At 66.6% G+C, this 22,605-nt stretch carries 20 protein-coding genes and 1 pseudogene; 12 read left to right on the forward strand and 9 right to left on the reverse strand.

Translation table 11 applies throughout. The features are described from left to right. The first annotated feature begins 122 nt into the window (after positions 1-122). From JHC36_RS08770 to JHC36_RS08790, 5 genes are all read left to right on the forward strand, one after another. On the forward strand, positions 123-1,547 hold the full coding sequence (locus JHC36_RS08770) for a sodium:proton antiporter (protein ID WP_287918315.1): 1,425 nt from the start codon (positions 123-125) through the stop codon (positions 1,545-1,547). Between the two features lie 11 nt (positions 1,548-1,558). Further along, the gene (locus JHC36_RS08775; RefSeq protein ID WP_287918316.1) at positions 1,559-2,539 is read left to right on the forward strand and encodes a 2-hydroxyacid dehydrogenase; all 981 of its coding nucleotides are present in this window, start codon (positions 1,559-1,561) and stop codon (positions 2,537-2,539) included. Between the two features lie 157 nt (positions 2,540-2,696). Next, complete coding sequence (locus tag JHC36_RS08780) at positions 2,697-4,262, forward strand: DNA recombination protein RmuC (RefSeq protein ID WP_503007013.1); 1,566 nt, start codon at positions 2,697-2,699, stop codon at positions 4,260-4,262. A gap of 16 nt (positions 4,263-4,278) precedes the next feature. Continuing rightward, positions 4,279-5,079 (forward strand): class I SAM-dependent methyltransferase, encoded by an 801-nt coding sequence (locus JHC36_RS08785; protein ID WP_287918320.1) that lies wholly within the window; start codon positions 4,279-4,281, stop codon positions 5,077-5,079. A gap of 196 nt (positions 5,080-5,275) precedes the next feature. Next, positions 5,276-6,193, forward strand: coding sequence for a hypothetical protein (locus JHC36_RS08790; RefSeq protein ID WP_287918322.1), 918 nt, complete (start codon positions 5,276-5,278; stop codon positions 6,191-6,193). Positions 6,194-6,209: 16 nt separating this feature from the next. Here JHC36_RS08790 and JHC36_RS08795 read toward each other — a convergent pair whose 3' ends face one another. The 9 genes from JHC36_RS08795 to JHC36_RS08835 form a co-directional block, all read right to left on the reverse strand. Beyond that, entirely contained in the window at positions 6,210-7,085 is an 876-nt protein-coding gene (locus JHC36_RS08795) for an LOG family protein (protein ID WP_287918324.1), read from the reverse strand. Between the two features lie 70 nt (positions 7,086-7,155). Continuing rightward, positions 7,156-7,710: an elongation factor P gene (gene efp / locus JHC36_RS08800; RefSeq protein WP_124219857.1), complete on the reverse strand. Its 555-nt coding sequence runs from the start codon at positions 7,708-7,710 to the stop codon at positions 7,156-7,158. Positions 7,711-7,840: 130 nt separating this feature from the next. Beyond that, complete coding sequence (gene earP, locus JHC36_RS08805; RefSeq protein ID WP_287918327.1) at positions 7,841-9,004, reverse strand: elongation factor P maturation arginine rhamnosyltransferase EarP; 1,164 nt, start codon at positions 9,002-9,004, stop codon at positions 7,841-7,843. A gap of 5 nt (positions 9,005-9,009) precedes the next feature. Then, positions 9,010-10,695: a phosphoethanolamine transferase gene (locus tag JHC36_RS08810; RefSeq protein ID WP_287918329.1), complete on the reverse strand. Its 1,686-nt coding sequence runs from the start codon at positions 10,693-10,695 to the stop codon at positions 9,010-9,012. 29 nt (positions 10,696-10,724) lie between these two features. Beyond that, on the reverse strand, positions 10,725-12,089 hold the full coding sequence (locus JHC36_RS08815; RefSeq protein WP_287918331.1) for an MBL fold metallo-hydrolase RNA specificity domain-containing protein: 1,365 nt from the start codon (positions 12,087-12,089) through the stop codon (positions 10,725-10,727). Between the two features lie 95 nt (positions 12,090-12,184). Continuing rightward, positions 12,185-13,327: a molecular chaperone DnaJ gene (gene dnaJ, locus JHC36_RS08820; RefSeq protein WP_287918333.1), complete on the reverse strand. Its 1,143-nt coding sequence runs from the start codon at positions 13,325-13,327 to the stop codon at positions 12,185-12,187. Between the two features lie 135 nt (positions 13,328-13,462). After that, a complete protein-coding gene (gene dnaK / locus JHC36_RS08825) occupies positions 13,463-15,391 on the reverse strand; it encodes a molecular chaperone DnaK (protein WP_287918335.1) in 1,929 nt (642 codons plus the stop codon). Positions 15,392-15,532: 141 nt separating this feature from the next. After that, the gene (gene grpE / locus JHC36_RS08830; RefSeq protein ID WP_124219841.1) at positions 15,533-16,087 is read right to left on the reverse strand and encodes a nucleotide exchange factor GrpE; all 555 of its coding nucleotides are present in this window, start codon (positions 16,085-16,087) and stop codon (positions 15,533-15,535) included. Positions 16,088-16,464: 377 nt separating this feature from the next. Beyond that, positions 16,465-16,785, reverse strand: coding sequence for a winged helix-turn-helix transcriptional regulator (locus JHC36_RS08835; RefSeq protein ID WP_287918336.1), 321 nt, complete (start codon positions 16,783-16,785; stop codon positions 16,465-16,467). 551 nt (positions 16,786-17,336) lie between these two features. On the opposite strand from JHC36_RS08835, the gene JHC36_RS08840 reads away from it, so the two are divergent. The 7 genes and pseudogenes from JHC36_RS08840 to JHC36_RS08870 form a co-directional block, all read left to right on the forward strand. Further along, positions 17,337-19,994, forward strand: coding sequence for a DUF349 domain-containing protein (locus JHC36_RS08840; protein WP_287918338.1), 2,658 nt, complete (start codon positions 17,337-17,339; stop codon positions 19,992-19,994). Positions 19,995-20,084: 90 nt separating this feature from the next. Beyond that, positions 20,085-20,306: pseudogene (locus JHC36_RS08845) on the forward strand (helix-turn-helix domain-containing protein); the annotation flags it as partial. A 37-nt stretch (positions 20,307-20,343) separates the two neighbouring features. Continuing rightward, positions 20,344-20,532 carry an ATP-binding protein gene (locus JHC36_RS08850; protein ID WP_353846131.1) on the forward strand — a complete coding sequence of 63 codons (189 nt, stop codon included), beginning with the start codon at positions 20,344-20,346 and terminating at the stop codon, positions 20,530-20,532. Positions 20,533-20,609: 77 nt separating this feature from the next. Continuing rightward, on the forward strand, positions 20,610-20,972 hold the full coding sequence (locus JHC36_RS08855; RefSeq protein WP_124219831.1) for a roadblock/LC7 domain-containing protein: 363 nt from the start codon (positions 20,610-20,612) through the stop codon (positions 20,970-20,972). Between the two features lie 13 nt (positions 20,973-20,985). Beyond that, entirely contained in the window at positions 20,986-21,480 is a 495-nt protein-coding gene (locus JHC36_RS08860) for a PAS domain-containing protein (RefSeq protein WP_124219828.1), read from the forward strand. Then, positions 21,477-22,226 carry a PhnD/SsuA/transferrin family substrate-binding protein gene (locus tag JHC36_RS08865; RefSeq protein WP_287918342.1) on the forward strand — a complete coding sequence of 250 codons (750 nt, stop codon included), beginning with the start codon at positions 21,477-21,479 and terminating at the stop codon, positions 22,224-22,226. Before JHC36_RS08860 ends, JHC36_RS08865 begins: the two co-directional genes overlap by 4 nt. A gap of 7 nt (positions 22,227-22,233) precedes the next feature. Further along, positions 22,234-22,605 (forward strand): hypothetical protein (locus JHC36_RS08870; RefSeq protein WP_287918344.1); only part of this gene is annotated, 372 nt, incomplete at its 3' end.

Consider the following 22,605-nt stretch of genomic DNA (forward strand, 5'->3'; position numbering starts at 1 on the left):
GAACCACTTTCGCACCGAGCGTGAGCCCGTCGAGGCCTTCACGCACTGGCTGGCCTGATGTATCACCGCCCGAGCGCGCCTTCACCTTGCATTTCTGACGACGTCACCGGAGACCTTCGCTCATGAAAACCACCCGGCGCACCCTTGGGGCCGCAACTCTTGCCCTGGCGATCGCCAGCGTTCCCTCGCTGGCGGTCGCCGCCGACCTCGACGGCTCGGCCCTGTCTGTACTTTGGGCAGTGCCGTTCGCCGGCATTTTGCTGTCGATTGCCCTCATGCCCTTGTTGGCGCCATTTTTCTGGCACCACCACTACGGCAAGGTGGCTGCAGGCTGGGCGCTGGCGTTTCTGCTGCCGTTTGCGGCTGCGTACGGGCCGGGCGCCGCCGGCGGGGTGCTGGTGCATGCGGCGGTGGCCGAATACATTCCCTTCGTGATTCTGCTCACCGCCTTGTTCACGGTGGCCGGCGGCATCTTCATCCGCGGCAACCTGCACGGAAGCCCTGGGCTCAACACCAGCATTCTGGCCATCGGCGCGGTGCTGGCGAGCCTGATGGGCACCACCGGCGCGTCGATGCTGCTGATCCGCCCGCTGATTCGCGCCAACGATAACCGCAAGCACACCGCGCATGTGGTGGTGTTCTTTATTTTCATCGTCTCTAACGCGGGCGGCTCGCTCACGCCGCTGGGCGACCCGCCGCTGTTCCTGGGCTTTCTCAAAGGGGTGGATTTCTTCTGGACCGTCTCGCACATCTTCCCGGAGACCCTGTTCCTGGTGGGCGCCTTGCTGGCGATCTTCTACGCGCTCGACAGCTGGTACTACCACCGCCGCGAGGAGCTTCTGCCCCGCGACCCCACGCCCGACACGCCGCGCCTGGGCTTTGATGGCGCGATCAACTTCGTGCTGCTGCTCGTCATCGTCGGCCTGGTGCTCATGAGCGGGCTTTGGAAGTCCGACGTGGTGTGGCATGTGGCCGGCGCCGAGGTGGGGCTCCCGGGGCTGGTGCGTGACCTGGGGCTCATTGCCGTAGCGGTGGTGTCGCTGGCGATCACGCCCAAGCAGGTGCATGCCGACAACCAGTTCGGCTGGGGCCCGATGCAGGAGGTGGCCAAGCTGTTCGCTGGCATCTTCCTGACCATCGTCCCCGTGATTGCCATGCTCAAGGCTGGCGTCCATGGGCCGTTCGGCGCGGTGGTCTCGGCCGTCACGCGCGCCGACGGCACGCCCGACCCGGCGATGTATTTCTGGGCGACCGGTGCGCTGAGCTCCTTCCTCGACAACGCACCGACCTACCTGGTGTTCTTCAACACCGCGGGCGGCGACCCGGCGGTGCTCATGACCACGCATGCCGCGACCTTGGCTGCGATCTCGGCGGGCGCGGTGTTCATGGGGGCGAACAGCTACATCGGTAACGCGCCGAACCTGATGGTCAAGGCCATCGCCGAGGACCGCGGCGTGAAGATGCCGAGCTTCTTTGGTTACATGCTGTGGTCCTGCGGCATTCTGGTGCCGCTGTTCCTGGCCATGACCTTCATCTTCTTCCGTTGAGGCGCGAACTCATGAGCCGACCAGCCGTTCTGGTGGCGCGTGCCGTGTTTCCCGAGGTGGTGGAGCGTCTGGCCACGCACTTCGAGGTGGAAGCCAACCCCGACGATGTGATCTGGAGCCGGGCTGAGCTCATCGCCCATTTGCAGGGCAAGGCCGGCATGCTGACCACGGGCAGCGAACGCATTGACGCCGATCTGCTCGCCGCGTGCCCGGGGCTGCGCATCGTCGCGAACATGGCCGTGGGCTACAACAATTTCGATGTGGCGGCCATGACGGCGGCGGGTGTGCTGGGCACCAACGCGCCGGACGTGTTGACGGAGACCACGGCGGACTTCGGCATGGCGCTGCTGCTGGCGACCGCGCGGCGGGTGTGCGAGAGCGAGCACTTCCTGCGCGCGGGCCTGTGGAAAAACTGGCGCTACGACCTGTTCCTGGGCGCCGAGGTGCATGGCAGCACGCTGGGGATCATCGGCATGGGGCGCATCGGCCAGGCGGTCGCGCGGCGCGCGGCATTGGGTTTTGGCATGCGGGTGCTGTATCACAACCGGAGCCGGCTCGCCGGCGAGATCGAGGCGGCCTGCGGCGCGCGCTACGTGGAAAAGGACGAGTTGCTGCGCACCGCCGACCATGTGATGCTGGTGTTGCCCTACAGCGCCGAGTCGCACCACACCATCGGTGCGGAAGAGCTCGCGCGGATGAAGCCGACGGCGACGCTGATCAATCTCGCGCGCGGCGGCATCGTCGACGACGCCGCGCTCGCCCGTGCCTTGCGCGAGCGGCGCATCGCCGCGGCGGGGCTCGATGTGTTCGAAGGCGAGCCGCGGGTCCACCCCGATCTGCTGACCGTGCCCAACGTGGTGCTGACGCCCCACATCGCCAGCGCCACGCGCGGCACCCGGCTGGCCATGGCGAACCTGGCAGCGGACAACCTCATCGACTTCTTCACCACGGGCCGGCCGCGCACGCCGGTGAACCCGCAGGTGCTGCGCTGAGTCGATTTTTTCGATCATTTGCCCGTTTGCCTGCATGAATGCATGCTTAGTTGCTACTATTTTGTGATTTTTTTAGGGCGGGGAAACAACAATGCTGGTGTCTGAACTTTGGCTCTGGGGCCTGTCGCTGGCGCTGGTGGTGGCCCTTTCGCTGCTGATGCTGCTGCTGTGGCGCCGCCCGCGGGTGGATCTGCCGCCCGAGTGGGCCGCACGGCTGCAGGCGATGGAGCAAGCGGTGCAAGACACGCGTCTGGCCGTGGCGCAAAACGGGGGGGTGCTCGATGCCATGGCCGACCAGGTGCGCAGCGCCAGCCAGGCCAGCGGGGCGCAGGCCGAGGCCTTGCGCGCGGTGGTGGACGAGCGGTTGGCGCAGGCGGTGGCGGAGTCGCGCAACGGCCGCGCCGAGCTGCTGACCGCGTTTGCCGGGTTCGAGGTCAAGCTCGAACAGCGGCTGGCCAGTTTCGATGCCGCGCTCGCGCAGCGGCTCGCCGCGCTCGAGACGGCGCTCGCGCAGCGGTTGGCCACGATGGACGCGGCGCTCGCGCAGTCGCTTGCGGCCTCGCGCGCGGACTTGAGCGGCGCGCTCGCGGCGATGTCCGCGGCGCTCAAAGACCAGCTCGAGGCCAGCAGCTCGCAGCTGCGCCAACAGTTCGGCGTGCTGCAAGACGGCTTGCAGCAGCAGTCGAGCGTCTTGCAACAAGGACTCTCGCAACAGCTCAGCGCGCTGGTGCAGGGCAGCCAGGCCAATGCCGAGCAGTTGCGCACCGCGCTCAACGAGCGGCTGGCGGCGATTCAGGCCGACAACACCGCCAAGCTCGAAGAAATGCGCCGCACGGTGGACGAAAAGCTCCACGCCACGCTGGAGCAACGCCTGGGCGACTCGTTCAAGCTGGTGAGCGAACGGCTCGAGCAGGTACACAAGGGCCTGGGTGAGATGCAGTCGCTCGCGGGCAGCGTGGGCGACTTGAAGCGCGTCATGACCAATGTGAAAACCCGCGGCACCTGGGGCGAGGTGCAACTGGGCGCGATCATCGACAACGTGCTCACGCCCGAGCAGTACGCGCGCAACGTCAAGGTCGCGCCTGGCAGCGACGAGCTGGTGGAATTCGCCATCCGCCTGCCCGGTCGGCGCGACGAGCAGCCCGTGTGGCTGCCGATCGACGCGAAATACCCGGTCGAGCACTACCAGCGGCTCATGGACGCGCAGGACAGCGCCGACCGCGCCGCCATCATGGCCGCAGGCACGGCCTTCGAGAACTCGCTGCGCTTCGAGGCGAAGAAGATCGCCAGCAAATACATCGCGCCGCCGCACACGACCGACTTTGCGATCCTCTACCTGCCCACCGAAGGTCTGTTCGCCGAGGCGCTGCGCCGCCCGGGCCTGATGGAGGCGCTGCAGAACGAGCACCGGGTGATGGTTTGCGGCCCGGCCAACCTCGCAGCCATGCTCAACAGCCTGCAGATGGGGTTCAAGACCTTGGCGATCGAAAAGCGCTCATCCGAGGTGTGGGCGGTGCTCGGTCAGGTGAAGACCGAATTCATGAAGTTTGGCGACGCGCTCGACGCCGCCAAGAAGTCCATCGACACCGCCGCCAAGAAGTTCGACGACGTCGGCGTGCGTACCCGCGCCATCCAGCGCAAGCTGCGCGACGTACAGGAACTGCCGGCGCCGGAGTCGCCCGCTGGCTTGGACCCGCAGGCGCTGCTGGGCCCAGCGGACTGAAACGCTGCCGCTGGTCATGCTCCGCCGCGCTGCTGCGCTCGAATGGCTGGCGACGCTGCGCTGGCCTTTGCCGGCGGTCCTCAGTTGGGGGGTGGCGGCTATGGCCTATGCGGGCCTGCGTGTCCTGACGCTCGGGCCATGGCCCGCGGCCATCGGCGCCAGCGTGCTGGCTGTGGGGCTGGCAAGCCAGACCCCCACCACGGGGATGCGGCGCGCGTGGATGGCGCTGGGCTTCCCACTGGCCTGGGCCTTGCTGCAGGGCACGGGTGAGAGCGCCGGTGCGGCCCAAGCCGCTTGGGCTTGGTTGCTGGGCTTGGCCGCCTTGCTCGCGCTCTATCCGCTCGGGGCCTGGCGCGACGCCCCTTTGTTCCCGACGCCGCACGACGCCTTCGAGGGCCTGGCCGCCGCGCTGCCTTTGGGGCCGGAGCCCACCGTGCTCGACGCGGGCTGCGGCCTCGGCGATGGTTTGCTGGCGCTGGCCCGGGCGTGGCCACAGGCCCGGCTCGAAGGAGTGGAGCGCAGCGCCGTGCTCGCCTGGCTGTGCGCGCGGCGGCTGCCTCAGGCGCACATCCGCCGCGGGGACTTGTGGCAAGCCGACTGGTCGGTGGCGGATCTGGTCTATCTGTTCCAGCGCCCGGAGAGCATGCCCAGGGCATGGGACAAAGCCCAGCGCGACATGCGCCCCGGCACTTGGTTGGCAAGCCTGGAGTTCCCCATTCCCGGCCGCCCCGCCGATGCTGAGTTCCGCTGCCCCGACGGGCGCATCCTGTGGCTCTACCGCATTCCGGCCAGCAGCCCTCGGAGCGGCGGGCAATAGGCTGGGGAAAGTCCGGATGACAGGCGCAGCGCCTTCGTTTCGAATCCAAGCCTTACTCGGTACGGTATTTCGGGCTGCCTGAGTCACGCGCGCAGCACACACCGGACGGTCGGTGTGCGCCGCTTGCGGGTGGTTCAGCCCGGCCGAGATGCCGTCATACGCGCCAGGTTCCACATCGTTTCCCACACTCACGCCCATGAAGCTGCTTCCTCCCCTGCGCTTGCTGATCGTTGCGATCTTGTTGAGCCTCCTGGCGCACGCGGCGCATGCGGACGCGCCGTACCAGCGGGGGAATCCCCTGCCGGCATCCAGCCTGAACGAGCAGATGAGCCGGGTGGAAAAAAAGCTCGAGGCGGCCGGTTTTCGGCTGCTGGGCCGCCACCAGCCCAAGGGCCTGGGCGAGCGCGGCGTCGTGGTCTACACCGATGCGGCGCTGCTCGATGCCATCGGCAAGGTCGGCGGCCATGCCATTTTGGCCGCGCCGCAGCGGGTGGGCGTGAGCGCTTCCGGTGAACTCAGCTACACACGGCCCGAATACTGGTTGCGGGCGTATTTCCGGGATCAGTTTGCGCTCGCCGCGCCGGTTGCGCGGGCGATGCAAGGGCGGCTGGAGCAGGCGCTGGGCCGCGGCGAGGTGTTCGGTGGCGATGTCCCGGAACAGACGCTGGCCGACTATCGCTACATGGCTGGGATGGAGCGGCTCGATTCGTTCCGTGCGGAATTGATCGATCTCCAGCAGTTCGACGCCGCGGTTCGGACCGTGCGCAGCCGGCTTGCTGAGCATGTCGCGGACACCGCACCGGTGTACGAACTCGTGCTGCCCGAGCACAAGCTGGCCGTCTGGGGTGTTGCGCTCAACAGCGCGCGCGACGGCGAGGGCGTTTGGGTCAACAAGCTCGGCCCCGTCGGGCCGCAGAACATCGCGGCGCTCCCTTATGAGATCTACGTGATCGGCGGCAAAATCTATTCGCCGGCGGCGCGCTTTCGCATCGCGCTGGCGTGGCCCTCACTCGACCTCGGGCAGTTCATGAGCATCCGCTACACCCCCGATGCCATTGCCGCGACCATGCGGCGTGTGGCCAATGTGCCGGATTTGGTGCAACTGGCCAACTGAGCCTGAATCCGGGCATTCAAACCGGGCGGGCCAGCCCGTAGAAGTCGCGAATGAGGTTCCAGGCCGTCAGCGGATCGTCGACGAAGTGCAGCAGGTCGAGGTCTTCGGGGGAGATCACGCCTTCTTCGACCAGCAGATCGAAGTTGATGAGCCGCTTCCAGTACGCGCTGCCAAAGAGCAGGATGGGCACGGGCTTGGCCTTCTTCGTCTGCACCAGGGTGACGACTTCGAACAGTTCATCGAGCGTGCCAAAGCCGCCGGGAAAAGTCACGAGCGCCTTGGCACGCATCATGAAGTGCATCTTGCGCAGCGCGAAGTAGTGGAACTTGAAACTCAGCTCCGGCGTGACGTAGGGGTTGGCATGCTGCTCGTGCGGCAGTGAGATGTTGAGCGCGACCGAGGGCGCGCCCACATCGTGCGCGCCGCGGGTGGCTGCTTCCATGATGCCTGGGCCGCCGCCGGTACAGATGTAGAGGCGTTGCTCGGCGGGGCAGGCCAGGCTGTCGGTCGCGACCAGGCGCGCGAATTCCCGCGCCTGCGCGTACCACTGCGCGTTGCGCAGGTCGCGCTCGGCCCGGCGGATGGCCTCGGGCTCGCCTTCGGCCTGTGCAGCGGCAAACGCGCGCTGCGCGACGTCGGGCGGGAGCATACGGGCGCTGCCAAAGACGACGATGGTGTTTTCGACGCCAGCTTCGCTTTGCATCAAGTCGGGCTTGAGCATCTCGAGCTGCAAGCGGATGCCGCGGGTTTCACGCCGCAGCAGGAACTCGGGGTCGGCGAACGCCAGTCGGTAGGCGTCGCGCTTGAGTGTTCCCCCGGCGACGGCGTGGTTTTGCAGCTCAGCCCAGGCATCGGCGATGCGGCGTTCGGTGATGTCTTGCGTGGTTTCCATGGTGCGAGTGGTCGGCGCGAGGCAAAAGAAAAAAGGCTCCGAATGGAGCCTTGTCGGTCGCGGGCGTCGTTCAGACGCGTTTTTTGTATTCACCCGTGCGGGTGTCGATTTCGATCTTGTCGCCCTGGTCGACGAAGAGCGGAACCGCCACTTCGAAGCCAGTGGCGATCTTCGCTGGCTTCAACACCTTGCCCGAGGTGTCGCCCTTGACGGCGGGTTCGGTCCAGGTGATTTCGCGCACGACGGTCGTGGGCAGTTCGACGGAAATGGCCTTGCCGTCGTAGAAGACGACTTCCGCGCTCATCCCATCTTCGAGGTAGTTGAGCGCGTCGCCCATGTTCTCGGCCTCGACCTCATACTGGTTGTAGTCGCTGTCCATCCAGACGTACATCGGATCGGCGAAGTAGGAGTAGGTGCACTCCTTTTTGTCCAGAATGATCTGGTCCATTTTGTCGTCGGCCTTGAAGACGACTTCGGTGCCGAAGTTGTTCAGCAGGCTTTTGAGCTTCATGCGCACCGTGGCGGCGTTGCGGCCACCACGGCTGTATTCGGTCTTCAAGACGACCATCGGGTCTTTGCCGTGCATGATGACGTTGCCGGCGCGAATTTCCTGTGCGATTTTCATAGGGCTTCCAGTGAAGTGGGGCTGCTGTGCGCAAGCCCGACACAATCCCCGTGCTGAGCGGGGTGGCTCGCGTAAGCGGCAAGGATCAAGAAAGGGACAAAGAGCTTGCCTCTTTGCAAAGCCTCTAATTCTAGCCTTTTTCGCTGCCGCGCAGATGCACGAAGCGGCGCAGCTGGGTGAGCAAGTCGTCCTGCGCCAGCAGCCGCGCACGTGCGCGCTGCACGCACGCGCCCCAGCCGGCGAGGTCGGGTGTGGGCAGGGTGCCCGTGGCCAGAGCATTCCAGATCCTGTGAAAGGCCCGCAGATCGGCGGGGGCCTCGAGCCAGTCAAGGAAAGCGTCGAGCTTGGCCGCGTGCGCGCCGTCGTCCTGCGGGTAGATGTTCCAGATGAAAGGCTTCCCTGCCCAGAGCGCGCGCACCAGCGAATCTTCCCCGCGCACGAAGTTGAGGTCTGCTGCCCAAAGCAGGTGGTCGTAATCAGTCTGCGTGAGGGCTGGAAGGTATGAAACTTGTAGCGCTTGCGCACCGTTTTGCGCAGGGGTTACCGAGTTTTCAGCGCAAAAATGGCCGCGGACGGCCGCAGCGGCGCGCCCATGCGTCACCCACAGCTGCACGGGTTGCCCCGTGCCCGATCCACCCGCGGCGAGAGCGTCGAGCCAAGCCCCCAGCGCGGGCGGCTCGTAGCAAAAAAGGCTGATGCGCAGCGCCTCGCCCGAGGGCAGCCGCTGCCGCTCCCGCCAACGCGCCGCGTCGAAGGCGGCCTGGCGGGCGAACAAATCGGGCTCGCGCAGCAAGCCGCCGGTGCGCTCGGTGTAGCCCGGAAAGAAGAAATGCCGCGTGCGCCCCCGCGCTGGCCCGTGCAGGATGGGCGAGGGCAGGCCGTGACTGCGCTCGACGTAGGTTTCGGCCGAGAGGTATTCGAGGTTGACCCAGACCGGGTTTTTTGAAGCTTTTGCGCCGGATGCCGGCGTGAAACGGTCATGTTGCGCTATGAATTCAGGATCGATGTCGCAACCGAACAATTCCACCCACACGTCCGCGGGGCCCTGCGCGAGCGCGTCGGCCGCGAAAGGCTGCGTCCAAGGCCGCACCTGCACGCGTGGCCAGCGGCCTTCGAGCGCCCCCGGGGCCATCCAGGCCAGCGCCTCGGGCGCGTCGACCCAGAGCTGCACCGTGTCGCCGCTCGCGGCGATCTGGCTCGCCAGCCGCCAGGCGACGCCGAGGTCGCCGTAGTTGTCGATGACGCGACAGAACAGCGCCCAGTGCATGGGGCCTGCCTCTAGGGTGTCTCGCATCCCGATCAGCCGCCGCAGGGACGGTACAGGTCCAGCTCGGGCCGGTAGGCCGAGGTCTGCACGCCAAGCAGCCCCAGCACCGAGTGGAAGTAATGGTCGTGTGACACGCGCTCGTCTTGCCGCGCCTTCAGGCAGGCGGTCGAGATGCCGCGCTCGCGCGCGTAGCGGTTCGACAGCCACGTGATCCAGGGCACATGCTTTTGCACATCGGGTGCGATGCCGTAGGGCAGGCCGTGCAGGTAGAGGTTGTTCTCGCCGAGCGACTCGCCATGGTCCGAGAGGTAAATCATCGCCGGGCTCCAGGCGCTTTCGCGGGACTTGAGCCAAGTGATCGTCTGCGCGAGCACATGGTCGGTGTAGGCGATGGTGTTGTCGTAGGCATTGACGACCTGCTCGCGCGTGCACTCTTGCAGTGCGTTGCTGGTGCATTCGGGCAGGAAGCGCTTGAACGCCGGCGGCGAGCGTTTGAAATACGCTGGGCCGTGGCTGCCCATCTGGTGCAGCACCAGCACCACGCCACGCGCGCGGCGCTCGGGGTCGAGCGCGGCGATGCGTTCGTCGAGGCCGCGGAGCATGATTTCGTCAAAGCACTCTCCGCCGCTACACAGCGCCGGGTCCTTCAGCTCGGCCGTGCTCACGTGCGGCGTGCGGTCGCACACGCCTTTGCAGCCCGATTGGTTGTCGATCCACAGCACTGCAAGGCCCGCGTGCTGCAACACGTCGAGCAGCGTCTCGCTGTTGTAGGGGCGCCGCTCAAATTCGTCGCGCGGCAGCGCCGAGAACAGGCAGGGTACGGACGCCGCCGTGTTCGTGCCGCAGGACCAGGCGTTGCGCTGGTTGATGATGTCTTCGCGCGCGAGTTCGGGCGTGGTTGCGCGCGCATAGCCGTTGAGCGAGAAGTTGTCGGCACGCGCCGTCTCGCCGAGCACCAGCACCAGCAGCGGCGGCTTTGCGCCCGCAGGGCGCGGGGCGAGCCGCGCGTCCTGCCCCAGTGGCTCGAGTCGCCGCGTGTCACGCTTGAACGGCGTGGCCGCGACGTCGGCCAGCGCCCATACCGAGTTGAGCGGATTGATGAGGTAGCGCAACTGCGTGTGGTTGCGCATCACCGAGGAAAAGTCCTGGAAGATCGCCATCAGCGCGCCAGACGTGAGCGCAAGCCCGCCAACGATCAGCGCCAGATGCACACCGAGTTGCCGCCCCAGCGGCTGCGGCTGCAGAGGCCGCCGCCAGACCCACCACAGCCCCGGCCCCGCCAGGCCCAGGAGCGCCAGCGCGAGCTTGAGGTTCAGCAGATCGCCAACTTCTCGGGGGTCGGTCTGCACCACGTTGACCATCATCGTCGGGTCGATGACGACGCCGTAGCTCAGCATGAAATACGCGCCCACCGCCGTCGCAACGAGCAGCAGAGAGAGCAGCGGCCGCAGCAGCCGTCCCCAGCCCAGCGCCGCCACCAGCGCCACCAGCAGCCCCGCGATGCCCAGCGCAAAGCCAAGCGCGAACGCCAGCCCGCGCGGCCCGCTCACCTCGGGAAGGGCGCGGATTTGCTGCCACAACGCCAGGTTGCCGACGCTGGCCATCCAGACGCAGACCGCGAGGATGAGCGTGTGCCGCGCCTGGGTGCGATGGGCGCCCGCGTCCGCCGTGGATGTGGGGCGTTTGGGCGAGTCTGTGACCGAGATGTGTGCGCTCATGAACGATGGAAACACCTGGAGCCGGGCACTCAGGCCGGCCAGACCGAGCCGTGCTCGGGCACGCGGGCGCGCCAGTGCAGCTGATGCTCGATGCGTTGTCGCAGCGCGTCACTGGCGCCGATTTCGCCATGCACGACATACACCTGCCCGGGCGGCTGCGGCAATCGGCGCAGCCAGGTCATGAGTTGCTCGCTGTCCGCGTGGGAAGAGGCCGTGCGCAGTTGCACCACCTCGGCAGCGACCCAGACGTCTTGCCCATGGATGCGGATCGAGGTTTCACCGGCCGCCAGCCGCGCACCGCGCGTGCCCGGCGTCTGATAGCCGGTCAGGATGATCATGTTGCGATGGTCGCCCGCATAGTGCGCCAGATGATGAAGCACCCGCCCGCCCGTGGCCATGCCCGAGGCCGCAAGGATCACCATCGGGCCGTGCTGCGCCGCCAAGGCCTTGCTCTGCTCCGGGGTTTCGATGAAGTGCGCGACCTTGGCCATCGCACGGACTTCGTCTGGGCTGAGCTTGTGCGAGCCTGGGTGGTCGATGAAAACCTGGGTGCTGTGGATGGCCATCGGGCTGTCGAGATAGACCGGCAGACCGTGCGGGATGCGCCCCTGGGCCTTGAGCGTCGCAATCGCGTGCAGCAGCGTCTGCGCGCGGCCGACCGCGAAGACTGGCACGACCGCGATGCCGCCGCGCCGTGCGACGCGTTCGAGCGCGGGCGCCAGTTCGTCGAGGACGGTGCCTTCTGGGTGGTGGCGGTCACCGTAGGTCGACTCGATCAACAGCGTATCGGCCGCGGGCGGATCGGCGGGCGGCTTCATGATGAGGTCGTCGCTGCGCCCGAGGTCGCCTGAGAACAGAATGCGGCGCCCGCCGACTTCGAGCAGCACGCTGGCCGCACCGATGATGTGCCCCGCCGGAATGAAGCTCACGCGCCAGCCCCGGTGCGGCTCGAACGTGTGAAAGAAGGGCACGGTATGAAACAGCCGCAAGCTGTCGAGCGCGTCCTGCCGGGTGTAGAGCGGCAAGGCCGGGTGATGCTTGGAAAACCCATGCCGGTTGGCGAACGCGGCGTCCTCTTCCTGCAGATGGCCGCTGTCGGGCAACAGAATCGCGCACAGGTCGCGCGTGCCCGGCGTGGCATGTACCCGGCCGCGAAAGCCCTCCTTGGCCAGCAGCGGCAGATAGCCGCTGTGGTCGAGGTGGGCGTGCGTGAGCACGACCGAATCGATCCGGCTCGGAACGACCGGTAAGGGACGCCAATTGCGTTCGCGCAGCGGCTTGTAGCCCTGAAACAGGCCGCAGTCGACCAACACCCGAACACCGGCATGTTCGACCAGGTACTTCGAGCCCGTGACGGTCTGCGCGCCGCCGAGGAAAGTGATGTTGACGCTCATGAGCGATCGCCCCAGGAAAAGATTGCCCGATGGATGCGCGGCCGGCGGCAGGGGTCTCGGGCCGCACCGCCCACCCCGGTCAGTGCCTGCATGCTTCAGGCGGCCGTGAAGAAGCGCTTGATGCGCTCGGCCCAGCTGCTGCCGTCGGGCGAGTGCTTGGCGCCGCCCTTACGCAAGGACTCGTCGAGTTCCTTGAGCAGCTTCTTTTGATGCTCGGTCAACTTGACCGGCGTTTCGACGCGGACATGGCAATAGAGGTCGCCCGGCGTGGCCGAGCGCACACCCTTGATGCCCCGGCCGCGCAGCCGGAAGCGTTTGCCGGTTTGCGTGCCCTCGGGGATGTCGATCGTGGCGCTGCCCTCGAGCAAAGTCGGAACTTCGATTTCCCCCCCGAGCGCCGCCGTGGCGAAACTGATCGGCACCTCGCAGTGCAGATCGTCGCCGTCGCGCTCGAAGACATCGTGCTTCTTGACCCGCACCTCGATGTAGAGGTCGCCCGCGGGCCCGCCGTTCTTGCCGGGCTCACCGTTGCCGCTGCTGCGGATGCGCATGCCGTCATCGATACCGGCGGGAATCTTGACTTCGAGCGTCTTGTGTTTGCGCACACGGCCTTGCCCATGGCAACTCGGGCAGGGCTCGGGAATGATCTGGCCGGTGCCGTGGCATTGCGGGCAGGTTTGCTGGACGCTGAAGAAACCTTGGCGCAGTTGCACCACACCGGCCCCGTGGCAGGTGGTGCAAGTGATCGGGCGGGTGCCGGGCTTGGCGCCGCTGCCGTGGCAGCTGTCGCAGTTTTCCCAGCTGGGGATGCGGATCTGCGTCTCCTTGCCGGCTGCGGCCTCTTCGAGCGTGATCTCGAGCACGTAGCTGAGGTCGGCTCCCCGGTACACCTGCCGGCCGCCGCGGCCACGCCCTTGGCCAAAGAGATCGCCGAAGATGTCGCCAAACGCCTCGGCGAAGCCGCCAAACCCGTCACCACCACCGCCGCCGAAGCCACCCATGTTCGGATCGACACCGGCGTGGCCGAATTGATCGTAAGCCGCGCGCTTTTGGGCGTCGCAGAGGGTTTCGTAGGCCTCCTTGACCTCTTTGAAGCGCGCTTCCGCCTCTTTGAGCCCTTCCCCGTGGTTGCGGTCGGGGTGATATTTCATGGCGAGGCGCCGGTACGCCTTCTTGATTTCTTCTTCCGATGCGTTGCGGGCAACGCCCAGAACTTCGTAATAGTCGCGTTTGGCCATTGCGTTCCTGCTCTCAAACCCGTTGCGCAACAACGCCGCGCCGGGTCATTTTCCAGGGGAAAACAACTCGACGCGGCGTCGCTGCAAAGAGCGGAGCAGTCAGAGGAGCTGCTCCGCTGTTTGCCACCAAGGCGCTCAGTCTTTCTTGACTTCCTTGACCTCGGCGTCGACGACATCGTCGTCGCCGCTGCTGCCGCTCGTGCCCGCGCCCTGAGCGCTCGCACCGCCGGCCGACTGCTGCGCCTGCTGGGCATACATTTTCTCACCCAGCTTTTGGCTTGCAGCCATCAGGGCATTGGTCTTGGCCTCGATGGCGGCCTTGTCCTCGCCCTTGATCGCTTCCTCGAGGTCTTTGATGGCGGCCTCGATTTGCGCTTTTTCGGACGCATCGACCTTGTCGCCGTGTTCGGCCAAGCTCTTCTTGACCGAGTGCACGGTGGCATCGGCCTGGTTGCGCGCTTGTACCAGCTCGACGCGCTTCTTGTCCTCGGCGGCATGCAGCTCGGCGTCCTTGACCATCTTCTCGATCTCGGCCTCGGACAAGCCCGAATTCGCCTTGATCGTGATCTTGTTCTCCTTGCCCGTGCCCTTGTCCTTCGCGCTCACGTGCAAGATGCCGTTGGCGTCGATGTCGAAGGTCACCTCGATCTGCGGCATGCCACGCGGGGCCGGCGCAATGCCCTCGAGATTGAATTCGCCCAGCAGCTTGTTGGCTGCGGCAATTTCACGCTCGCCCTGATAGACCTTGATGGTCACCGCCGGCTGGTTGTCTTCCGCGGTCGAGAAGGTCTGCGAGAACTTCGTCGGGATGGTCGTGTTCTTCGGAATCATCTTCGTCATCACACCACCCATCGTCTCGATACCGAGCGACAGCGGCGTCACGTCGAGCAGCAGCACGTCTTTGCGCTCACCCGAGAGCACCTGACCCTGGATGGCGGCGCCGATGGCCACCGCTTCGTCCGGGTTGACGTCCTTGCGCGGCTCCTTGCCGAAGAATTCCTTGACCTTCTCCTGCACCTTGGGCATGCGCGTCATGCCGCCGACGAGAATCACGTCCTGGATGTCGTTGACCGACACCCCGGCGTCCTTGATCGCGGTGCGGCAGGGCGCGATCGTGCGCTCGATCAGGTCTTCGACCAGGCTTTCGAGCTTGGCACGCGTGAGCTTGATGTTCAGGTGCTTCGGCCCCGACGCATCGGCCGTGATGTAGGGCAGGTTGATGTCGGTCGAGGTCGAACCCGACAGCTCGATCTTGGCCTTCTCGGCGGCGTCCTTGAGGCGCTGCAGGGCCAGCACGTCCTTGGACAGATCGACACCAGACTCTTTCTTGAACTCGGTGACGATGTAATCCATGATGCGCTGGTCGAAGTCCTCACCGCCGAGGAAGGTGTCGCCATTGGTCGACAGGACCTCGAACTGCTTCTCGCCATCGACGTCGGCAATTTCGATGATCGAGATGTCGAACGTACCGCCGCCCAGGTCATAGACCGCGATCTTGCGGTCGCCCTTGGTCGCCTTGTCGAGGCCGAAGGCCAGTGCCGCCGCCGTGGGCTCGTTGATGATGCGCTTGACTTCGAGGCCCGCGATGCGGCCGGCGTCCTTGGTGGCTTGACGCTGGGCGTCATTGAAGTAGGCGGGCACCGTGATGACCGCCTCGGTCACCTCTTCGCCCAGGTAATCCTCGGCAGTCTTCTTCATTTTGCGCAGCACTTCGGCGCTGATCTGCTGCGGGGCGAGCTTCTTGCCACGCACTTCGACCCATGCGTCGCCGTTGTCGGCGGGCACGATCTTGTAGGGCATGAGCTCGATGTCTTTTTGGACTTCGGGGTCGGTGAACTTGCGGCCGATCAGACGCTTGACCGCATAAATCGTGTTCTTCGCGTTGGTGACGGCCTGGCGCTTGGCCGGCGCGCCGACGAGGATCTCGCCGTTTTCGAGGTAAGCGACGATCGAAGGCGTGGTGCGGGCACCCTCGGCGTTTTCGATGACTTTGGGCGTGTTGCCCTCCATTACCGCGACGCAGCTGTTGGTCGTGCCCAGGTCGATACCGATGATTTTTGCCATGTTGATTTGCTCCGTTGGGTCAATGATTTTTGGTGGGCCAAGCAGCTCTTGCCGACCCCGTTGTCTTCTAAATGCGGCTGCCCGGCGCGGTTTCAAGGCGGGGCGGGCTGCCCCGCCCGGATGCGGCGCCCTTTGCAGGCTTTAGCCGCCTTGCCCGGGCGTGACGGTCACGAGCGCAGGGCGCAACACGCGGTCGGCAATCAGGTAGCCCTTTTGCAGCACGGCGACCACGGTGTTCGGCTCCTGGTTGGCCTCGGCAACGCTGATCGCCTGGTGCAGGTTCGGGTCGAAGCGGGTGCCAGGGGCCGGGTCGATCGGCACCACTTTGTTGCGTTCGAGCGCAGCGCGCAACTGCCGCAGGGTGGCTTCCGCGCCTTCGCGGATTTGTTCGGTCGTCGCATGTTGCACGGCCAAGCCCGCCTCCAGGCTATCGACGACGGGCAGCAGGCTCTCGGCGAAGCTTTCGAGCGCAAACTTGCGCGCCTTGGCGATTTCTTCCTCGGCGCGGCGACGGGCGTTTTGCACGTCGGCCTGGGCGCGCAGGTATTGCTCGCTCAGCTCGGCGTTTTTTGCCCGCAACTGCTCGATTTCCGCCTGCAGCGCCGCGCGCTCATCGGTCGCAGCCGTAGGCTGGGCTTGCGAGGCTTCGGCCTCGTTCGGGTTTTGCGTGTTGGAGTTGGTTTGGGTTTCGGCCATGGGGTTCAAAGGAAGCAAACAGCCGGGATGTCCCGGTTGTGGGGATGAATCGAGAGGAAGAAATACGGGTCCATCGCGCCGACAGACCCATCGGGCAGGCAACTGGGGGTCAGCCCAGAAAATTCAAGAGGCTGAAGGCAACGCTGAACCAGTTCCGCGCGCGCCGCGCAGGGGGCAGGGCTCAGGCGCTGCGCCATTCGGGAAAGCCGGGCCGTGTCCCGATCCCTTGGGAAACGCTGAATCAATGGCTGCGCGGGCGAATCGCTGTGTTGCGCGGTGCTCGCTCCCTCGCCTATCTATTTGATATGTCTCGGTCGCTGCGCTCCGTGCGCCTTGCGCTTCATCCCGCTCGCCGATTTCTTCAGCGTTTCCCTTGCTCATTCCGCTGCCGCCGCCTTGCGCGCCTGGGCCGCTGCCCATTTTGCGGCGAACGCCTGCAGATCCGAGAGGCGCTTGACCAGGTCGAGCCCGCTGGCCGTGAGCCGGTAGCCTTCGTTACCGTGGGCGATGAGCCCGGCCGCGCGCAGAGCCTTCAGCCGCGTGTTCAGGGTGTTGGGGGTGATGCCGCCGACGCTGTCTTGCAGCAGCCGAAAGGTTTGCGGGTGTCCATCGCGCAGCGCCCACAGCACACGCATGGCATAGCGGGTCTCGAGCAGAGCCAGTAACTGGCCGATGGCGGCGGTGTCTTTGGAACTCATGGCGATGTTCTCCTTCGATCTCGATCGTGCCCGTTGCGTGCCGGCCTCTCAGGCTAGGCGCAATTAGGGCAACGCTGAATAAGTTCCCGCGATGGTGCGCGCCCGGCTGCGGGATGGGATGCGAGGCGCAAATCCTCGCCATAGCCGCAGCTATGGCGAGGATTTGCTTTCGACGCAGACCGCCCGCAGCCGGGATGCGCGACGCGCGAGGGACTTGTTCAGCGTTGCCTTAGCTCCCTGGAAGGCTGGTGTTGCCCCCAGGCGCGGCGCCCGAGCCTGCACCAGGTGTGTGCCCGGCCACGCTGCGGCAACTATAGCGCAAAGTGACTCGATGCTACACCTTTCATAGCTGGGGGGCTTCTCGTCGAGCCCGGTCGGGCCGAACCCGAAGCGCTTCGGGTAGACGGAGCAGCGTTTGCGACGAAAATACCGGACTTCGGTCAACGCTGAACCGGCCGCTCGCGCGCGATCGCGGCAGCGGATTCGGCGTTGCATGAGTGCTGCCCAACGCGGCCACCTTTTATTTCATCTGAACTCAAGCGTCCTTCGTCGTGAACTCAACTGCATCTCACCCCCTGGATCTGGCCCAACTCGATGCGCTCACCGGGGGTGCCTTTACGGCGCCGACTTCCGGGGAACGCGCGGCGCGTGTGCGCGATTGGCTCGCCACCGAGCCTTCTGCCGAACTGATGCAGGCGGTCTTCAAAGAACTCAGCGTCAAGGACAAGGGCGCGGCGCGGCCGCTGCGCGAGCGGCTCGACGAGCTGCGCCGCGCCAAGGCGCAAGAGGCTTTGGCCGCGCAGTGGGCCGAGCGTGCCCGGGCGCTGCTGGCTGCGCCGCGGTTTTCGATCGCCGACGCCCTGGCTTGGCAACGGGATGCGGCCCGTGCGGGCGCGCCGCTGTCTCGTGAACCTCTGGCGGGTTTGCGGGCCGCGCTGGCCGAGCGCATCAAGGCGGTCGAGGATTTGCAGAACCAGGTGATGGTGCTGCGGGAGGCCTCGGTGCTGCTCGCGCAGCGCATCGAGATCCTCTCCACCCGGAGCTGGAAAGATGCCCAGGCGGCCGCCCCGGTGCTGCGTGAAGACGTGGCGCGTTGGCTGGCCCAGGTCGAAGCGTTGCGCCAGCAGCCCGATTGGTCCGTCATGGACCCGAAGTACGCGCCCATGCTCGATGCGGCGCAGAGCCAGCTTCAAATCGTTTGGGACGCGTTTACCGCCGCCTTGGCCCAGGCCGAGGCGGCTGCCGCCGACCCATCCGTCGCGCCGCCCCCGGTGCCGGTGTGGGCGGCGGAGATTCGCGCCGCACGCGGCGAATCAACTGAGGCACCCGACGCCGAACGTCATCGGCCCAAGGTCGACCCGGCCGAGCGGCAAGCCCGGCGCGAAGCGGCGCTCGCAGCCGTCGTGCCGCTGCTCGAGCGGCTTGAGCGGGAGGTGGCCGAGGGACACGGCAAAGCCAGTGCCGGCGTCGCGGCGGCGCTGCGCGAGGCCTTCAAGACGCATGCGCGGCATCTCGAGGCAGCGATCGAATCGCGCGTGCACGCGGCGCTGGCCGCAGCCGGCGAGCTCGAAGGCTGGGCCCGTTGGCGTGCGGACCAGATCCGCGAGGAGTTGATCCAAAAAGCCCAGGCGCTGGTGGACGGCGAACATGCGCCGCAAGGCCGCAAGCTCCAGGAAGCGCTGCGAGCCCTGCGGGAGCAGTGGAAGGCCACCGACCAGAGCGGCGTGCCGAACCATGCGCTCTGGAAGCGGTTTGACGAGGCCTGCACCGCAGCCCACGCCCGGGTGGAGGCCTGGCTCGAGCAAGTGCGCGCCGAAGCCGCAGCCCACCGCGCCGAGCGCCTGGCCTTGATCGACGAGGTCAAGGCATGGACCGAGGCCCAGGCGCAGCAGACGCCGCCCGACTGGAAAGCCCAGATCCGTGCCTTGGCCCAGTTTGCCGAGCGCTGGCGCAAAGCCGGGCACTTGAGTGAGAAAGCCTTTGCCGAGCTTCAGCCGCTGTGGAAAGCCGCCATCGGCGAGGCAGGCGCCGCTTTGGCCAAGGCCCAGGAGGAAAGCCTGCAGCGCCGCCAAGCCTTGATTCAGGAGGCGCAGGCCCTGGCGCAGGAGCCTGTGTTGCGCGTCGATGCGGTGCGCAGCTTGCAGCAGCGCTGGCAGTCCGAAGCTCAAGCCGTTCCGCTGGATCGGCGCGCCGAGCAAAAGCTTTGGGAGGCGTTCAGAAAGCCCATCGACGAGGCCTTTGCACGCAAAGGAAGCGAGCGCGCGCGCGTGGAGCAGAGCCTCAGCGAGCGTGACCGTGCCGTCATCGAGGCGGCGCGCGCCCTCGAGGCGGCCAATGCCAGTGGCGACGCGCAGCGCATCCGGGCCGCCATGGCGGCGTTGGAGGCTGCGGTGCGCGGCGGATCGACCGCGCGGACCGAAGCCGCGCCCGCAGGCGCACCGCTGGCGCAGGTTCTCGAAGAAAAACAGCCCAACGCCGGCGAGAAATCGGCTCCGGATGCTACGAAAACAGAAGTTTCAGAGCCGGCGGAGGCGAGCGGGAGCGCCAGCACCACGCCCGCCAAGCCGGTGGTGGCTGTGCGCGGAGACGATCGGCCCGGTGCCCGCCGCAGCGCCCCGGAAAGCCGCGCCGGCGCCGGAGCCGAGGGCTTGCGCGGACGCGGCCGCGAGGGTGGGGCCGCCAGCGCGGGTGGCGGGCGACGCGAGGCCCGGCCGACGTTCGGGCGCGGCTCTGAGCCCGAACGGGCGCCGCGCCTCGGTGACGCGGCGTTTCGGGCGCAGCGCGAAGCGCTCGAACATGCCGAGGCGACGCTGCGCCGGCTCGCGGCCCAGGCGCATGGCGAAGCGCTCACGCAGTTGCTTCATGCCTGGGAGCTGCGCGATCCGCAAGCCTTGCCCGGCGCTCAGGCCCTGGGCCGCGCCGTGTCGGCGGGCGTGCGCGCCGCTTGGGTCAAGGCGCTCGGCGCACCGCCCTCGGGCGATGCGGCCGAGGCCCTGCTGCGCCTCGAGATCGCTGCCGAGGTGCCTACCCCCGCCGCCCAGCTCGACGCCCGGCGCGCGCTGCAGCTCAAGCTCTTGACGCGCCGGCACGACCCCGCACCGGCCGAGACCTGGCCGCAGGATGTGGCCACCGTGCTCGCCAGTGCCTGGAACGCCGAAGCCGCCCAGCGTTTGCAGTCGGCACGCAAGGGTTTGCTGCGGCGCGGCTGAACGTAGCGGCTCGACCGTGAGGCCAGCATTGCCTTATTGATCCGGCACGATGAAGATTGACCTTTTCGAGCCCATCCGCGTCGAAGATGCATGGACAAGGAAGACGCTCGTTACCAGAAGCTTGAGCAACTTCACGAACGGCGTAAGCAGGTCGTTTGGCTGCACCGAAAGGGCTACGGCGTGATGGCCATCGTGGAACTCAAAGGGCTGAGCTACCCGACGGCGCGCCGCGCCATCGACCTGTACGAAGCTGGCGGTGCTGCGGCGCTCAAGCCCGCAGCGCGTTCGGGCCTACTTCCAGGACCCCATCGTGCGCGATGCGGCCTGAAGACATATTCGTGCCGGATCAATAGGCGAGCGCTTTTTTCGCGTGCTGGGCACCGGGCAGCCGGGCAGTGGTCTGGGCTGGTCCATCGTGCGGCGCCTGGCGCGCATGTATGGGATGGACGTCGAGGTCGGGCGCAGCACCGAACTCGGCGGGCTGCGGGTCACGCTGACCGTGCCCGAGGCGCTTGCCGTCCGCGCGGTGACGCGATGAATGCTTGATTTTGGTCAAGTGTGATTTCGTGACAAAGTTGTCAAATCGCGTTTCACAACCGATGTGGAGATTTGACGATGCGCACAGACATGCTCCAGCAGGCGCTGGAGGACCTCAACGGGTCGACGGCCGACATCGAGGCCTCGGCCCTGATTTCAACCGACGGCTTGATGATCGCCTCGGCCCTGCCCAACGGCATGGACGAGGACCGCATCGGTGCGATGTCGGCGGCTTTGCTCTCGTTGGGTGAGCGCACCGCCAAGGAACTGGCCCGCGGCGGGCTCGAACGCGTGCTGGTGCAGGGCGAGCGCGGCTACGTGATCATGAGCGCGGCCGGGCCTGAGGCGGTGCTGACCGTGCTGGCCAAGTCCAATGCCAAGCTGGGCCTGATCTTCCTCGACATCAAGCGGGCGGCGGAGACGCTGTCCAAGCTGCTCTGAGTAGGAGCGTGTCATGGCTTTGCCCGACATGGCGCCGCCGGCCGCGCCGTACCGTGAATGCCGGCTGACCTACACCGATGGCAGCTCGCGCACCGTCTACGTGACCGAGATCGAAGTGCCGTTCCCCGAGGGGCGGCTGATCGTTTCCCGCACTGACCTCAACGGCATCATCACCCACGCCAACGACGCCTTCGTCGAGATGAGCGGCTGGTCGCGCGAGGAACTCATCGGTGCGCCGCACCACATCCTGCGCCACCCGGACATGCCCAAAGTCGCCTTCAAGGGGCTGTGGGACGACCTCAAGGCGGGCAAGAAGTGGCACGGCTATGTGAAGAACCTGCGCAAGGACGGCAGCTTCTACTGGGTCTATGCCACCGCCGTACCCAACATCCGCAATGGCGTGGTCGTGGGCTACACCTCGGTGCGGCGCAAGCCTTCGCGCACGCGCATCGCCGAACTCGAACCGCTCTACCGTCAATGGCTGGCCGAGGAGAAAGCAGCATCATGACCCTCAACTTCATGATCGCCCCGGACTTTGCCCCGGATCGTTTCGCGGGTTGGCACATGCTCAACACGGTGCTGCAGCGCCGCTCCGGCCTGGGCCTGCATCTGCTCACGCCCGCCGGTGCGCGCGAGCAGGCCGAGCTGCTCGCCGAAGGCAAGGCCGACATCGTTTACGCCAATCCCTTTGACGCCGCGGGCATGATCCGCTCGCAGGGCTTCATTCCGTTCGCACGGCCCGCCCAACGCTATGACGAGATGGTGATCGCCAGCGGCGCGAACTCGGGTATCCGCCATGTGGAGGACCTCAAGCCAGGGTGCCGCATCGCGCTCACCGACAACCGCGATGTCAAGCTCATCGGCCTGCGCCTGCTCGAGCCGGCCGATCTGACGGAGCCGCAGATCGTGTGGGTCAACGTGGACAGCTACCAGGCAGCAGCGCGGCTGGCCATCAAGGGTGAGGTGCAGGCGGCGTTTTTTCTAGCCGAGGCGTTTGCCTCGCTCACGCGGATTTCCCGCAGCCAGTTGCAGGTGCTGGTGGAGAGCGCCATCCACGACATTTCCCACGTGCTGCTCGCGCATCCGCGCCTGGCGGCCGAAGTACCGCGCATCGCCGAGGCGCTGCTGAGCATCGGCTCGCAACCGGGCGATGCGGATGTGCTCGATGCGCTCGGCCTGCCCGCAGGCTTCGAGGCCATGACGCAGGAGCAGGCCGAGTTCATGATCGACCTCATGGACACCTTGCTGGACTGAGGCTGGCATGGTGAGCAATGCCCGCCCTGAGCCTGCGGCGCGCCTGTCCTTGCGGCGGCAGGCGCGGCGCTTGCTTCGGGACCCGCGCGATGCCCAGGCCCACCTGGAGCGGCTGCGCTGGGCGCTGGCGTTGCCGGGTTCGGAGCCGGTTCAGGGTGCCTTGGCCGATGTGTACGTCGCGCTCGACGAAAACTTTGGCCCGCTCAAGCGGCAGGCGCTGCGGCTGGCGCGCGAGCGTCTGGCCGCGCACGTGGCGCGGTCGTTCGAGGCGCAAGCCGAAGGCGCGGCGCTGGCACGCATCACGCCGCTGGCCACGCGCTGGAGCGTGCTGGCCCGGCCGTCGGCCAACATGACAACGCGGGCACGGCGCTGCAGCGTC

The sequence above is a fragment of the Tibeticola sp. genome, assembly GCF_022759015.1.
In the GTDB taxonomy this organism is placed as follows: domain Bacteria; phylum Pseudomonadota; class Gammaproteobacteria; order Burkholderiales; family Burkholderiaceae_C; genus Tibeticola; species Tibeticola sediminis.